Source organism: Pseudomonas sp. PS01298 (assembly GCF_029959745.1).
GTDB classification, from domain to species: domain Bacteria; phylum Pseudomonadota; class Gammaproteobacteria; order Pseudomonadales; family Pseudomonadaceae; genus Aquipseudomonas; species Aquipseudomonas aylmerensis.
Window position 1 is genome coordinate 1 of sequence record NZ_JASCPP010000140.1, and the last position, 13,510, is coordinate 13,510.

Here is a 13,510-nt window from a genome sequence, read left to right on the forward strand (position 1 = left end):
GGCCGACTATGTGGTGGCCCAGACCTACAACGTCGACGGTGGCAACTGGATGAACTGATCCTGGTAGGCGCCCGGCAAGCCGGGCGCCTGCAGGGGTGGTTTACTCGGCGAAACTGCGATCAAAAAAATACACCGCCCCGGGCTTCAGGTTCTCCACCGTCGCCTGGGGCCGGCCGCCTTCACCGTGCTTCTTGCGGCCCGTCTCACGCAGATACCCCGCCTCTGTCAGCTTCAATAGCCGCTGGCGAATACTGGTCTTCAATACCGGCCGCTCCAGCACCAGGGAAAAGATCGTGGTCGCTTCCGGTGCGCTGAATTCATTGCCCAGGAACATCAGCGGCAAGCTGCTGTACAGCGACTTGGAGAGCAACCGTTCCTGCACCGCCGCGACGATACTGTTGTGATCGAACGGCAGCTTGATGCTGCCATCGGCCACTGCCTTCAGCGCAAACCAGCCCTGATGCTCACCCAGGCTGACTTCATCCGCGACGATCGCCAGGTAAAAGGTCGACGACGACCAGCAACGCGGATCGCGAAACGCGTCACCCACCGTGCCCACTTGTTCACTCCAGGCCAACGCCAGGCCGACCTTGTCGCTGGTGCGCAAACGCTCCACGGCAGCCTGGAGGCTCAGATCTTGCACGTCGCCATTCACCACCACGCCGGGCAGTGCCCAGTGCCCGGCAAACGGCTCGGCCTCGCGTTTGTTCAGCAGCAGTTTCAGTTCGCCGCCCGTGCGGCAATAGCACAGCACGCACAGGTCGACGGTATGGAGGTAGGGGCTAAGGGGCATGTGACGTCCTTCTGAACAACGATGAGGCACAGTCTAGCGGATCGAACAGATATGTCATGTACTGGGCCAGGGATAGATATCTAAATGTTTCTTGCAATGAAAGTACATGACGTGTACTTTTGATTCCAGGCCACAGGAGATCCGCCATGACCCTCGCGAAAACCGCCATTGCTTCATTCGACGTCGATGCCCAGAAGAGCTTCACGCCGCTGTGCCCCAACGAATTGCCGGTGGTCGGTGGTGATCAGATCGGTGCCGAACTCAACTTCATGGCCAGCCTCGCCGGCCACCGCGTCGGCAGCAAGGACGCGCATACCCCGCATGCACCCTGGGTGGTCACGCAGCACAGCGAGATGCTGCAGCCCACCGGCCTGGTCCACGCCGATGTCACCTGGGTCAGCCACTGCGTGCCGGGTACCGAGGGCTTTACCTTGCTCGACGAACTGCCCACGCCCTATGACTACGACTACTTCATCTGGAAAGGCGTCGAACCCGACCTGCACCCCTACGGCGCCTGCTACCACGACCTGCACGACAAGCTCTCCACCGGCGTGATCGAGTACCTCAAGGCCCAAGGTGTCAGCCGCGTGATCGTCGGTGGCCTGGCCCTCGACTACTGCGTCAAGACCACCGCCCTGCAACTGCTCAAGGCCGGGCTGGAGGTGGTCCTGCACGTGCCGGCGTGCCGCAGTATCAGCGAGGAGGGCGGTGTGCAGGCCGTCAACGAGTTGCTCAAGGCCGGTGCCTGCATCAGCAGCACCCGCGAAGAACTGGCCGCGATGGCCACGCGTTAAGGAGATACACCATGGAAAGTGCCTACGACTACGAATCCCCGGTGATCCAGGGCTTGCTCGACACCGACTACTACACCTTCACCATGATGCAGGCGGTGTTGCACCAGCACCCGAATGTCGATGTGGAATACAACTTCATCGTCCGCTCCAGGGAGAAGCTCGGCCACCTGATCCCCGCGTTGCGCGCCGAGCTGGAGAACATGGCCGGCCTGCAGATGCGAGAAGGCGAGCTGCGCTTTTTGTTCAACCCGCGTTTTCGCGAATACCTGACCCCGGACTACGAGCGCTTCCTCGGCCTGTTCCGCTTCAATCTGCGCTATATCCACGTCAGTGAGATCGACGGCCAGTTGAACATCCGCGTGGTCGGCCCGATGCTGCACTGCATCATGTTCGAGCAGCCGGTACTGGCGCTGGTCAGCGAGTTGCGCAACCGCGACAAATACCCCGACGTGAGCCTGGAAGACGTCACCCGCAAGCTCTATCAGAAGTTCGACTGGCTGGAGAAAAACCTCAGCCGCGAGGAGCTGGCCGACTTGCGTGTGTCGGACTTCTCGACCCGCCGGCGCCTGTCGTTCAAGGCCCAGCGCGAAGTGGTAGACATCATGCGCCGCGACTTCCCCGGTCAGTTCGTCGGCACCAGCAATGCGCACCTGGCCTATGAGTTCGACCTGCCGCTGATCGGCACCATGGCCCACCAATGGCTGATGGTGCACCAGCAACTGGGCCGCCTGCGTGAGAGCCAGAACGCGGCGCTGGAAAACTGGGTGCGCGAGTACCGGGGCCGCCTCGGCATCGCCCTGACCGACTGCATCAGCACTGACTTTTTCCTCAAGGATTTCGACCTGTACTTCGCCAAGCTCTACGACGGCCTGCGCCAGGACTCCGGCGACCCTATCGCCTGGGCCGACAAGGTGCTGGCCCGCTACAAACAGTTGGGCATCGACCCGATGACCAAGGACCTGATGTTTTCCGACGGCCTGAACTTCGAAAAATGCCTGCCGATCCTGCGGCACATCCGTGGCAAGGCCAAGTTCGGTTTCGGCATGGGCACCAGCCTGGCCTGTGATGTGGAGGGCGTCGAGCCGCTGAGCATCGTGATGAAGCTGGTGCGGGTGCACGGCGAGCCGGTGGTGAAATTCTCCGATGATCCGATCAAGAACGCCTGCGAAGACCCGTCGTTCTTGCAGTACGCGGCCCAGGTATTTTCTGTAGGAGAGGGCGTGCTCCCGAATGCGGTGGATCAGCGCTGACGGGGTCGACTGACACGTCGTCTTCGCGAGCAAGCCCGCTCCCACAGGTCAATCCAGGCAATACAGAGGTGTGATATGCAAACCCAAGAACGTATCGCGCAGGAACTGAATATCGATCGGCAACTGGGCAAGGGCGATGAAGCCAAAGAGGTCCAGCGGCGCATCGACTTCATCAAGACCACCTTGCGCCAGTCCGGCTGCAAGGCCCTGGTACTGGGCATCAGTGGCGGTGTCGACTCGCTGACCGCCGGCCGCTTGTGCCAGTTGGCGGTAGAGCACCTGCGAAATGAGGACTACGCCGCGCGCTTTATCGCCATGCGCTTGCCCTATAAAACCCAGGCCGATGAAAGCGATGCCCAGGCCTCGCTGGATTTCATCGCCCCGGACCACATCGAGACCCTGAACATCGCCGCCAGCGTCGACGGCCTGATGGCCAGCCTCGACGCCAACGAAGCCAGCGCCAGCCACGTGGATTTCATCAAGGGCAACGTCAAGGCCCGCACTCGCATGATCGCCCAGTACGCGGTGGCCAACCTGCACAACGGCCTGGTCGTCGGCACCGACCATGGCGCCGAAGCGCTGATGGGTTTCTTCACCAAATTCGGCGACGGCGCTTGCGACCTGGCCCCGCTCTCGGGGCTGACCAAGACCCAGGTACGCCTGCTGGCCAGCGCCCTCGGTGCCCCGGCGACGCTGGTGCACAAACTGCCGACCGCCGACCTGGAAGAGCTGGTGCCGGGGAAACCGGACGAACACGCCTACGGCTGTACTTATGCAGAGATCGACGCCTACCTGATGGGCGAGCCGGTGAGCGAACGAGTGAGGACCCTTGTCGAGCAGACCTACCTCAAGACCGCCCACAAACGCGCACTGCCCATCACCCCCTCGTAGGCGCGGGCTCGCCAGCGAAAAACCCATCGGCACCGCGTACTTCCAGCATGCCCGCGTTATCGTTGTGGTTTTTCGCTGGCCGCGCCTACAGTTTGCTGTTCTCGCGAATGTTCCAGCCGAACCGGATCGGCCCGCCATCCTTGCCTCCATCGGCTTTCTGCGGCTGGTAACTGACTTCCACCTTGGCGAAGTTAAGGCTGATTTCTTCCGTAAGCACATCGTTGGACGCCGCTGCGCGTGCTTCGTAAGAGGCAACCATAACCTCCTTCAAGGTGATCAGCAGATACTCCACACTGCTGTCGCCTCCAGCCTTGCGCACCACAATGCGGGCTTCCGGATAATGCTTGCCGGTAGCACAGGCCATCATCAGGTTTGGCGTGGATTTATCCAGGCTCTTTTCAATCGCGATATTCGCCATATTGACCTTACCGGCGCCGCCGCCCGTGCCGCTGTGCATGGAGCCAGACTGAGACAGGCTCCAGCCCCAGCGGGTGATATCGATTTCATCCCGATGCGCCTGATCCCTGGACTCGCCCTTGATATCTCCCAGCTTCAAAAACATATCGATCGCCATCTTCGGTCCTTGTTTGATCGTTCGCCGGTAGTGGCGCGGGGCGTACTTTTCCCATTCCCAGGATTGACTACAAGGCTCTGAGGCGAGATCGAGAAGTGCCTGTCTTGAAAAAGGAAACCTTCCTACATTCCTGGTGGATATTGATTCTTTACGCTCTGCGCTCTTGAGAATTCTGGAGTAAAGGAATGGCTACCAGCGTATTGAAGGACGGATTCCCCAAGGCCCACCTCACCACCCGTGAGCGGGTAGAAAGCAGCATTGACCTGCGTCGATTGTTTGCTGTGATCGACGCTGATCCGGCGATTGCTGGGGCAGGGGTGGTGTACCTCGATTCACAGTTGTGGCCGGTGACGTTGCGCGAGTTTCAACCGATTTGCAGTGTGCTGCCCAAACGCGTGATTTTGCGCGAGATGCCGAGGTCGATGGCGCGGTTGGATTTTGTCCGGCGGTTGGAGCAGGAGCCTAGGGAATCGCAACTCGTGTTTGAGGCGTTAGGGATGGGGTTCGCATGCGGCAGTGCTATTTTAGGTTGGCTTGTGGCTGTCAGTGGTACCGCTGCAATTCCATTTACTGGCGGTATCAGTTCGGTGGTTGCGGCTGTTGGCTACACATCTGCGACGGCCAGTTTCGTTCAATGCGTTGTGGGTGGGTACCGTGTATACAACGAGTTGACCGATCCCTCGAAAAATCATTTGCTGGACAGTGATCCTTGGTATCAACACGCGACCGCTGCGTTGGACGCTGTTGCGCTTGTTGGTGCTGGTACCTCCTTCTTAACAACTGTCAAACTCGTCAATTTGACGAAGGCAGCCACAGGCAAAGGTTGGTATCAAGTACTCAGGGGGCTTACTCGACAGGAAAGAGCAAAGTTGACGAAGGAGTTATTGAGTATTCAACATCCGCAGTTGACTTCGAAAATGATGAAGTTGAAACAGCTGGCAGGTGATTTACCCAAGCGATTTACCCCTGCGAGTCTTCGTCATGCCACTGTTACCCAGATCAAGGATGTCATAGGTGCCTCATTGACTTCGGGCGGTAGCATTGTAAATGGCAATTTCCGAACGATTGCCGTGGGATTATATGAGGCGTTTGAGGAATGATATTTCTGATGACCTATAAGGAACTCTTGCGTTATTTGAAGCGCTATTTTCCTGTTTCTATGGGGGCACTTTTTGCTCAGGGGCTCACTCTCGTCATCGGCATACCGATGATGATCGACAGTTACTTTGAAGTGCTACCTGTTAGCGAAAGCCTCAGGTATTCCTATTTTTCAGTACTCGTTGCGTCTTTTCTTATCGCCCACTGCAACTTCATGGTTGTCCGTGGCTATCTAGGATGGATCTACATTCCGGTCATCTTGATGCTCTTGTGCTTGGTCGGCGTTCTCCCGACTATCGCCTATCGCCCTCACACAGTTTTCTATGTGTCAGGCATCCTGTTCCCACTGCTCGCCCTGCTATTGCTCAACAGTAAACGCCACCGGGAAGCCCGTAACGAGTGGGTAGAACTGCGCGAAGAACGCCAACGTATCGGTAGAATAATCCGCACCCAACGCCAGAAGAATCGGCGCCAGGAGCGGTTATAAGGCGTTACCGCTCGATCGACCGACTCCACCGCGCATTCCACTCCGGCCGCGCCTGGTTCACCTGGTCCCAGTCAATCGAAATCGCCGTCTGCAAGTAACCCTGCATCGCCTCTACCCGCGCGCGGGTCTTGTCGGTGGTCGGTGTGGTCGGGTTCGACGGGATCTGGTCGCCTTCTTCCAGCGCCGGTGCCTGGGCCTCGGCGGTCAGCAAAAATGCTGCGAGTTTCTGCGCCAGTTCCGGCTGGTCATTGCGTGCAATCACGCATTCAGCCACGTTCAGCACCACCGCGCCTTCCTTCGGTTGCGCATATTCCATCGGCACGCCGAGCAACTTCTGGGTGGTGACCTGGGTCGGGGTAAGGGGGAAGATCGCCGCTTCGTCGGTCTGCACCATCTCGGAGATTTTCGCCGAGCTGGCGATGTATTCCAGTACGTTGGGGCCAACGGTTGTCGGCCAGGCCTTGAAGCCCGGGTCGACGTTGGTTTCATCGCCGCCCTGGATGCGGTTGAACATCAAGAAGCCGTGCAGGCCGAAGGTCGACGAGGCCAGGGACTGGAACACCACTTTGTCCTTGAAGCGCGGGTCGGCCAGGTCCATCCACGAGGTGGGCGCGGCCCAGCCTTTTTCCTTGAACATCTTGGCGTTGTAGCCCAGGCCGGTGACGCCCAGGGTCACGGCCACTGCCTGCTGCTTGATTTTCGCCTTGGCCGGGATCTGCTCCAGGGTCGGGCTCGGCGCCAACGTGTCGCACAGGCCCATGGAGATGGCGCGGTACATGATGCCGTCGTCGAGGAACATCACGTGCATCTGCGGGTTGTCTTTGTTGGCCTGGACCTTGGCGAGGATGTCCGACGAGGTGCCAGGCACGATCACCACCTTGACGTTGTTGGCCTTCTCGAACGCGGGCAGCACCTTGTCGGCGTACACCCGTTCCATGGTGCCGCCGTTCATGCCCAGGTACAGCGTCGGCGCGGCGTTTGCGGTGGTGGTGAGCAAGGCGAGGGACAAGCAGGACAGCGCAATACGGAGGTTCATGGAGGTTTTTCCTCTCAGGCTTGGAAACGACGGATGGAAAACGCTTCGATGGGTTGGCGGCTGGCCCCGTCGCAGACAATCTCTGCCAGGGCTTCACCGACCGCGGGGCCGAGCTGGAACCCGGCGCCGGCAAAGCCGAAACCGTGGAGCAAGCCCGGTTGGGTACTGCTGGGACCGATCACCGGTTCGTGATCGGGTAGGTAACCTTCGGTGCCGCTCCAGGTGCGAATCGCCTGGGCACCCTTGAGGAACGGGTACAACTCGCCGGCATTGCGCAGAATCTCCAGCACTGCGGCCTGGCCAGGGCGCGCCGTCAGCGGGCCGAGGGCAAAACCGCGCCCGCCACCGAGGATGCAATTGCCGCGGGCGACCTGCCGCGCATAAATCCCGCCGCCTTCGACGCCGGTGCTCACGTTCATCACCATCGGCAATGGCTCGGTGACCAGCATCGCCGGATGCGCCGAGGTAATCGGCACCGGCTCGCCAAAGTGCGCGGCGACGGTGCCGGCCCAGGCGCCGGCACAATTGAGTAACCACGGCGCCTGTAAGTGCAGGCCGTTGGCGCAGCGCACCTGAAAGCGCTGGCCGTCATGTTCGACCTGAAGCACTTCGGCCTGCTCGTGGACCGCCGCGCCAAGGCGTTGCGCGGCACGGGCGAAAGCCGGAGACACCAGTCGCGGGTTGGCATGCCCGTCTTCCGGACACAACGACGCACCCACGGCGATATCGCCGACCCAGGGAAAGCGTGCGCGCAGCTCGGTGTAGTCCAGCAATTGCAAGCCCAGGCCAAAGCCTCGGGTGTGCTCGGCATAGGCTTGCAGCGCAGCAAAATCCGCCGCGCTGCGCGCGAGTTTCAGATGCCCGGAACGCACGTACTCGCCGTCGATGCCGATCAACCCCGGCAGGTCGGACCACAGCGCATGCGCGCGTTGCGACAGCGGTAACTGATGCAGCGGCCGGCCTTGTCGGCGCACGCCGCCGTAATTCACACCACTGGAATGCGAGCCGCAAAAATCCCGTTCCACCAAGGCCACGCGCTGGCCCTTCTGCGCGAGCATCAAGGCTGCCGAAGCGCCGACAATGCCGCCGCCGAGTACGATGACGTCGATCATGGCTGCACCTCCACGCCGAACGGCAACGGCTTGATCGGAGCCTGGCCACGCAGGCGGCCGACGTTTTCAACTGCGCGACCGCTGCGCTCGGCGACGATTTCCGCCGCCGCCAGCCCGCACATGCGGCCCTGGCAGCGACCCATGCCGACGCGGCAATGCGCCTTGACCCGATTGATTTCCCAATGGCCTTCATCGACCACGGCGCGCACATCACCGACGCTGACTTCCTCGCAGCGGCACAGGATCAACGCATCCGGCGCCTGCGCGGCCCAGTCTTCAGGAAACGGGAATGCGGTTTCCAGGCCATGGCGAAAGCGCTGGATAGCCGCCAGTTGCTGTTCCAGCTCAGCCGGGCGGCGATGATCGATGGCAATGCCTGAATCTTCCAGCACCGCCAAGGCTGCGCGTTCGCCGGCCATTGCTGCCGCGTCTGCCCCCATGATTCCGGCGCCATCGCCGGCCAGGTACACGTCGCGCACACTGCTGCGTCCGGCGCCGTCGCGTTGCGGCAACCAGGCGCGATTCAACGCGCTCCAGGCAAACTCACAGCCGAGCAAGTCCGCCAGCTGTGTCTCGCTGCGCAAGGCATGGGCAAAGCCCACGGCGTCACATTCCAGCACCTGCTGGTCCCAGCGGATGCCACGCACGCGTTGCTCGCCGTCGATCTGTTGAAGCGTCGCGCCCTGATGCACGGGCACGCCGTGAGCGGTCAGCCAGGCGCGGTAATACAAGCCCTTGGCCAAGGTCAGCGGTTGCCGGAGCAGGGCCGGCACTGCACGGCATTGCGCGCTGAACGGCGCGCTGTCGAGCACTGCCACCACCTGGGCGCCGGCCTTGGCGTACTGGTACGCGACCAAATACAGCAACGGTCCGCTGCCACAAAACGCCACCCGTTCACCAATCGCGCAGCCCTGATACTTCAAGGCGATTTGCGCCGCGCCCAGGCTGTACACCCCCGGCAAGGTCCAGCCCGGGACTGGCAGGATGCGGTCGGTGGCGCCGGTGGCGACGATGATCCGCGCATACTCGACGCTCTCGGCACGCCCGTTATTGAGCATGTCCAGGCGCCCATCCTCGGCGTTCCACACCAGCGTTTGCGGGCGGTAGTCGATCAGCGGCGCGAGTTCATCCAGCGTACGGTGCACGGCCTCGGCCTTGCGCGCCTCGAACCCGTAGATCTGCTTGGCCGTACGCTGGAAGTTTGCCGGCTGGCGCCGATAGATCTGCCCGCCGCCGCGCAGGCTTTCATCCACCAGGCAGGCGTTGATGCCATGGTCGAGCAGGGTGCGCGCAGCGCTGATGCCTGCCGGGCCGGCACCGACAATCACCACCGGCTTCATAGCTGGCGCCCCGGCTCGCGGCTGATCGCCTGGCCTTCTTCCAGCAGCGTCGAGCAGGCCCGCACGCGGCGCCCGTCCTCAAGTCGCACCCAGCAATCCTGGCAGGCGCCCATCAGGCAAAACCCGGCGCGGCGTTCGGCGCTGAAATCACTGCCGCGCAGGTGCTCGGCGCAGGTCAGTACGGCGGTCAGCAACGTGTCGCCGAGCAAGCCGGTGGCGGGTTGTCCGTCCAGGGTAAAGGACAGGGCAGGGCGCGTGGTTTCGGCCAATCGTTTGAACAAGGCCATCAATGTTTCCCCACCAGCACGCGGTCCAGGCCGTAGACCCGGTCGAGCAGAATCATGGTCGCCGCCGTCAGCGCAATCACCAACGCCGACACCGCCGCCATCATCGGGTCGATGGACTCGGTGGCGTACACGTACATGCGCACCGGCAGGGTCTGCGTGGCCGGCGAACTGACGAAGATCGACAGCGTCACCTCATCGAAACTGTTGATGAAGGCCAGCAGCCAACCACCGGCGACGCCGGGCAAAATCATCGGCAGGGTGATCTGCCGAAACAGCGTGAAGCGCCCGGCGCCCAGGGACTCCGCCGCCTGTTCGGCACTGCGGTCAATACCGATCGCCGCTGCCAGCACCAGGCGCAGCACATACGGGGTGATGATCACCACGTGCGCGAGCATCAGCCAGGTGAAGCTGCCGTTCACGCCCATCAGCGCGAACAGGCGCAGCATCGCCACGCCCAGGACCAGGTGCGGAATGATGATCGGCGACAGGAACAACGCGCTGAAAAAGTTGCGCCCCGGGAACGAGTATCGGCTGATCGCCAAGGCCGCCGGCACGGCAATCAAGGTGGCCAGGGTCGCGGCGGTAAACGCCAGGATCAGGCTGTTGTAGAACGCCTGGATAAAGTCGGCACGCTCGAACACTGCGCGAAACCAACGCAGGGAGAAGCCCGAGGTGGGCAGGCTCAAGGTGTTTTCCGGGGTGAAGGCCACCAGGCAGACCACCACCAGCGGCGCCATCATGAACAGCACCACCAGGCCGTGAAAGCCGAGGGCCAAAGGACCGTTTCTGGACATGCGCTTAAACCCCCAGGGACTTTTTATAGCGGCCTTCGACCATGCGGTTCCAGCTCAGCATGATCAGCAGATTGACCAACAGCAGCACCACCGCGATGGTGGCGCCCATGGGCCAGTTGAGTTCCGAGAGGTACTGGTCGTACACCACGGTGGCGACCATTTTCAGGCGTCGTCCGCCAAGCAGGCCGGGAATCGCAAACGAACTGGCGGCCAGGCCGAACACGATCAGGGTGCCGGACAGCACGCCGGGCATCACCTGGGGCAACACGATCCTGCGCATCACCGTGGCCTGGCTTGCACCCAGCGACAGCGCGGCCTGTTCAGCCGACGGGTCGAGCTTTTGCAGCGAGGTCCACACCGGAATGATCATGAACGGCAGCATCACGTGCACCAGCGCGATGATCACTGCGAATGGCGTGTACAGCAGCTTCACCGGGCGCCCGCCGAGGGCCTGGATCACCTGGTTGACCAACCCGTCGGCACCCAGCAGCAGGCTCCAGCCGAAGGCGCGCACCACCACCGAAATCAGCAGCGGCGTGAGGATCAGGATCAGGAAGATCGAGCGCCATGGCGTGCCCATGCGACTGAGGATGTAAGCCTCGGGGACGCCGATCACCACGCACAGCAGGGTCACCAGCGCGCTGATCCAGAAGGTGCGCCAGAAGATCTCGTAGAAGTACGAGTCACTGAACAGCGCCAGGTAGTGGGCCAGGGTCCATTCATCACCCTTGACGCCGACCTGGTAGTCGAACACGTTGAACGACAGCACCAGTGTCAGCCCGAGCGGCAGGATCAGCAGCCCGGTAAACAGCAGCAGGGCCGGCAGTGAAAGCAAATAGCCGCGACTCATGCGTGCACCTCATCCGCCGCCAGTACCCGCAGCAGTTCGGCCTGCCACTCCAGGCCGACCGCCGCGCCGCAGCCCAGCGGCGCGCTGCCGTCATTGCTGCGCACCACGGTGATTTCGCCGAGAGGGGTGTGGATGCGGTACAGCCATTGGCTGCCGAAGAAGTAGCGGTCGAGCACCTTGCCCTGCAGGCGCCCGGCACCGGCTTGCACCAGGCTGATCTTTTCCGGGCGCAGGCTCAGGACCAGTTCGCCGTCGCCGCTTTCGTGGCGCACCTGCGGGATACCCAGTTGATCGTAATCACCGGCGAGCAAATTGGCCTTGCCAACGAAGTCCGAGATAAAGCGCGTGCGCGGGTGTTCGTAGAGCTTGTACGGCGCGTCGATCTGGGTCACGCGGCCGGCCTGCATCACCACCACGCGGTCGCTGATCGACAGGGCTTCGGCCTGGTCGTGGGTCACCATCAACGTGGTGATGCCGACGGCGCACTGGATGCGACGGATCTCGAACTGCATCTCTTCGCGCAGGTTGGCGTCGAGGTTGGACAGCGGTTCATCGAGCAGCAATACCGGTGGTTCGATCACCAGGGCGCGGGCCAGGGCCACGCGTTGGCGCTGGCCGCCGGACAGCTCCCGTGGGTAACGTTCGGCATGGGGTGCCAGGCGCACCAGTTCGAGCACGGTCTTGACCTTGCTGGCGATCTCGGCGACCGGCACTTTGCGCATCTTCAGGCCGAAGGCGACATTGTCGCGCACGGTCATGTGCGGGAACAGCGCATAGCTCTGGAATACCACCCCCAGGCCACGGCTGGCGGGCTTGGCGTGGGTGATGTCGCGCCCGTCGAGCAGGATCTGCCCGGCGCTGACATCGACGAAACCGGCGATCATTTGCAGGGTGGTGGTCTTGCCGCAGCCGGAAGGGCCGAGCAGCGAAACGAACTCGCCTTTTTCCACCGCCAGGTCAGTGGCGACCACCGCGTCGACGGCGCCGTAGCGTTTGCTCAAGGCGTTGAGTTGGAGAAATGCCATGTCTGCGTTCCACCTTTTTTGAGTCGCGTCGAAACGCGCTTTTTTGTTTTGGGCAGATGCGAATGAGGTGTTGCCGGTGCGTTGGCGCTCGATCTTGAGTCGGCTGCCGTTAGTTGTTCATTTCGCCCCTGTGGACGCAGATTAGGACGAAGACTAGGATGGGCGGAAGATGGAATTTCACTCAATGAACTACTTTTTTCGTTTTTATTCACTCACCAGAATTTTATAAGAGGTCACGTGATATGGATTCCACTGAGCGGAATGAAAATGCCCGGGAAGTCGGCGCCGGCGGAGTCTCCCGACTGTTTGCGCTGCTGCGCACCCTGGGCGAGGTGCCGGAAGGTGGCGAACGCGTGACCCAACTTGCGCAACAGGTTGGCCTGTCCCAGCCCACCACTCACCGCCTGTTGCGCAGCCTGATGGATGAGGGCATGGTCGAGCAGGATGCGCGCAGCAAGCGCTATCGCTTGAGCCTGGAGTTTTTCGCGCTGGCGGCGAACGCGGGCAAGACCGGCAACCTGCGCGACCTGGTGCGGCCGAGCATGCTGCGCCTGAGTGCGTCATTGGGTGATTCGCTGTTCCTGCTGGCGCGCAGTGGCTTCGATGCGATTTGCCTCGACCGCAGCGAAGGGCCGTACCCGATCCGTACCTTCACCGGCGATATCGGCGGGCGGGTGGCGCTGGGAGTGGGCCAGGGCAGCCTGGCGATCCTGGCGTTCCTGCCGGAAGAAGAGCGCGAGACGGTGATCCGCTACAACCTGCCACGGCTCAAGGACTTTCACCTGTACGACGAGGTGCTGCTGCGCTCGGAGGTCGAGAACGTGCGCAACCTGGGTTATGCGGCGCGCAATACCGGGGTGCTGGAAGGCATGGCGGGCCTGGCGGTGCCTATCCTCAATCGCGACGGCCACGCGGTAGCGGCGCTGAGTGTGGCGACCATCAGTGATCGGTTGGGGCCGAGCCGCTTGCCAATGGTGGTGGAACTGCTCAAGCGCGAAGCCGCGGCGATCGGGCCGAGGATCAACCCGTTCGATCCGACCCTGCGCAGGCCGTCGCAGACCTTCGGTGGGTAACCCCTCTCCGCCACGATGAAGAACCAGTGTGGGAGCGGGCTTGCTCGCGAATGCGACAGGTCAGTCATGGATATGTCCACTGACACACCGCGTTCGCGAGCAAGCC

Annotated in this window: 15 protein-coding genes; 6 read left to right on the forward strand and 9 right to left on the reverse strand. The window is 62.0% G+C overall.

Annotation, left to right across the window (positions count from 1 at the left end; genetic code table 11):
- Positions 1-100: 100 nt before the first annotated feature.
- On the reverse strand, positions 101-793 hold the full coding sequence (locus tag QMX97_RS28910) for an NUDIX hydrolase (protein WP_201144078.1): 693 nt from the start codon (positions 791-793) through the stop codon (positions 101-103).
- A gap of 146 nt (positions 794-939) precedes the next feature.
- Between QMX97_RS28910 and QMX97_RS28915 the strand changes: the two genes are divergently transcribed.
- The 3 genes from QMX97_RS28915 to nadE all read left to right on the forward strand — a co-directional run bounded on the left by QMX97_RS28915 (position 940) and on the right by nadE (position 3,728).
- Positions 940-1,587, forward strand: coding sequence for a nicotinamidase (locus QMX97_RS28915; protein ID WP_106804323.1), 648 nt, complete (start codon positions 940-942; stop codon positions 1,585-1,587).
- A gap of 11 nt (positions 1,588-1,598) precedes the next feature.
- The gene (gene pncB, locus QMX97_RS28920; RefSeq protein WP_282398033.1) at positions 1,599-2,837 is read left to right on the forward strand and encodes a nicotinate phosphoribosyltransferase; all 1,239 of its coding nucleotides are present in this window, start codon (positions 1,599-1,601) and stop codon (positions 2,835-2,837) included.
- Positions 2,838-2,912: 75 nt separating this feature from the next.
- Complete coding sequence (gene nadE / locus QMX97_RS28925; RefSeq protein ID WP_282398034.1) at positions 2,913-3,728, forward strand: ammonia-dependent NAD(+) synthetase; 816 nt, start codon at positions 2,913-2,915, stop codon at positions 3,726-3,728.
- 85 nt (positions 3,729-3,813) lie between these two features.
- On the opposite strand, the gene QMX97_RS28930 is transcribed toward nadE, so the two are convergent.
- A complete protein-coding gene (locus QMX97_RS28930) occupies positions 3,814-4,302 on the reverse strand; it encodes a type VI secretion system tube protein Hcp (protein ID WP_282398035.1) in 489 nt (162 codons plus the stop codon).
- A gap of 185 nt (positions 4,303-4,487) precedes the next feature.
- Between QMX97_RS28930 and QMX97_RS28935 the strand changes: the two genes are divergently transcribed.
- Positions 4,488-5,402 (forward strand): NAD synthetase, encoded by a 915-nt coding sequence (locus QMX97_RS28935; protein ID WP_201144083.1) that lies wholly within the window; start codon positions 4,488-4,490, stop codon positions 5,400-5,402.
- An 8-nt stretch (positions 5,403-5,410) separates the two neighbouring features.
- Positions 5,411-5,887 carry a hypothetical protein gene (locus tag QMX97_RS28940; protein ID WP_242485891.1) on the forward strand — a complete coding sequence of 159 codons (477 nt, stop codon included), beginning with the start codon at positions 5,411-5,413 and terminating at the stop codon, positions 5,885-5,887.
- A gap of 4 nt (positions 5,888-5,891) precedes the next feature.
- Here the strand turns inward: QMX97_RS28940 and QMX97_RS28945 are convergent, their stop codons facing one another.
- From QMX97_RS28945 to QMX97_RS28975, 7 genes are read right to left on the reverse strand one after another with little or no spacing between them, the layout of a single operon-like run.
- Positions 5,892-6,923: an ABC transporter substrate-binding protein gene (locus tag QMX97_RS28945; RefSeq protein ID WP_282398036.1), complete on the reverse strand. Its 1,032-nt coding sequence runs from the start codon at positions 6,921-6,923 to the stop codon at positions 5,892-5,894.
- 14 nt (positions 6,924-6,937) lie between these two features.
- The gene (locus tag QMX97_RS28950; protein WP_282398037.1) at positions 6,938-8,035 is read right to left on the reverse strand and encodes an FAD-dependent oxidoreductase; all 1,098 of its coding nucleotides are present in this window, start codon (positions 8,033-8,035) and stop codon (positions 6,938-6,940) included.
- On the reverse strand, positions 8,032-9,375 hold the full coding sequence (locus tag QMX97_RS28955; RefSeq protein WP_106804315.1) for an FAD/NAD(P)-binding oxidoreductase: 1,344 nt from the start codon (positions 9,373-9,375) through the stop codon (positions 8,032-8,034). Before QMX97_RS28955 ends, QMX97_RS28950 begins: the two co-directional genes overlap by 4 nt.
- Positions 9,372-9,662: a (2Fe-2S)-binding protein gene (locus QMX97_RS28960; RefSeq protein ID WP_120448253.1), complete on the reverse strand. Its 291-nt coding sequence runs from the start codon at positions 9,660-9,662 to the stop codon at positions 9,372-9,374. The genes QMX97_RS28955 and QMX97_RS28960 overlap by 4 nt, the downstream gene beginning before the upstream one ends.
- Positions 9,662-10,456, reverse strand: coding sequence for an ABC transporter permease (locus QMX97_RS28965; protein ID WP_065906030.1), 795 nt, complete (start codon positions 10,454-10,456; stop codon positions 9,662-9,664). The genes QMX97_RS28960 and QMX97_RS28965 overlap by 1 nt, the downstream gene beginning before the upstream one ends.
- Positions 10,457-10,460: 4 nt before the next feature.
- Complete coding sequence (locus QMX97_RS28970) at positions 10,461-11,306, reverse strand: ABC transporter permease (protein ID WP_065906033.1); 846 nt, start codon at positions 11,304-11,306, stop codon at positions 10,461-10,463.
- Complete coding sequence (locus tag QMX97_RS28975; RefSeq protein ID WP_282398038.1) at positions 11,303-12,331, reverse strand: ABC transporter ATP-binding protein; 1,029 nt, start codon at positions 12,329-12,331, stop codon at positions 11,303-11,305. The genes QMX97_RS28970 and QMX97_RS28975 overlap by 4 nt, the downstream gene beginning before the upstream one ends.
- 242 nt (positions 12,332-12,573) lie before the next feature.
- Here QMX97_RS28975 and QMX97_RS28980 point away from each other — a divergent pair, with 242 nt between their 5' ends.
- Entirely contained in the window at positions 12,574-13,404 is an 831-nt protein-coding gene (locus QMX97_RS28980; protein WP_106804313.1) for an IclR family transcriptional regulator, read from the forward strand.
- Positions 13,405-13,510 lie beyond the last annotated feature (106 nt).

What these genes read in the sequence shown, in the direction of transcription:
- QMX97_RS28910 (WP_201144078.1), bottom strand. Translation starts at nt 793, where the DNA reads ATGCCCCTTAGCCCCTACCTCCATACCGTCGACCTGTGCGTGCTGTGC.
- QMX97_RS28915 (WP_106804323.1), top strand. Translation starts at nt 940, where the DNA reads ATGACCCTCGCGAAAACCGCCATTGCTTCATTCGACGTCGATGCCCAG.
- pncB (WP_282398033.1), top strand. Translation starts at nt 1,599, where the DNA reads ATGGAAAGTGCCTACGACTACGAATCCCCGGTGATCCAGGGCTTGCTC.
- nadE (WP_282398034.1), top strand. Translation starts at nt 2,913, where the DNA reads ATGCAAACCCAAGAACGTATCGCGCAGGAACTGAATATCGATCGGCAA.
- QMX97_RS28930 (WP_282398035.1), bottom strand. Translation starts at nt 4,302, where the DNA reads ATGGCGATCGATATGTTTTTGAAGCTGGGAGATATCAAGGGCGAGTCC.
- QMX97_RS28935 (WP_201144083.1), top strand. Translation starts at nt 4,488, where the DNA reads ATGGCTACCAGCGTATTGAAGGACGGATTCCCCAAGGCCCACCTCACC.
- QMX97_RS28940 (WP_242485891.1), top strand. Translation starts at nt 5,411, where the DNA reads ATGACCTATAAGGAACTCTTGCGTTATTTGAAGCGCTATTTTCCTGTT.
- QMX97_RS28945 (WP_282398036.1), bottom strand. Translation starts at nt 6,923, where the DNA reads ATGAACCTCCGTATTGCGCTGTCCTGCTTGTCCCTCGCCTTGCTCACC.
- QMX97_RS28950 (WP_282398037.1), bottom strand. Translation starts at nt 8,035, where the DNA reads ATGATCGACGTCATCGTACTCGGCGGCGGCATTGTCGGCGCTTCGGCA.
- QMX97_RS28955 (WP_106804315.1), bottom strand. Translation starts at nt 9,375, where the DNA reads ATGAAGCCGGTGGTGATTGTCGGTGCCGGCCCGGCAGGCATCAGCGCT.
- QMX97_RS28960 (WP_120448253.1), bottom strand. Translation starts at nt 9,662, where the DNA reads ATGGCCTTGTTCAAACGATTGGCCGAAACCACGCGCCCTGCCCTGTCC.
- QMX97_RS28965 (WP_065906030.1), bottom strand. Translation starts at nt 10,456, where the DNA reads ATGTCCAGAAACGGTCCTTTGGCCCTCGGCTTTCACGGCCTGGTGGTG.
- QMX97_RS28970 (WP_065906033.1), bottom strand. Translation starts at nt 11,306, where the DNA reads ATGAGTCGCGGCTATTTGCTTTCACTGCCGGCCCTGCTGCTGTTTACC.
- QMX97_RS28975 (WP_282398038.1), bottom strand. Translation starts at nt 12,331, where the DNA reads ATGGCATTTCTCCAACTCAACGCCTTGAGCAAACGCTACGGCGCCGTC.
- QMX97_RS28980 (WP_106804313.1), top strand. Translation starts at nt 12,574, where the DNA reads ATGGATTCCACTGAGCGGAATGAAAATGCCCGGGAAGTCGGCGCCGGC.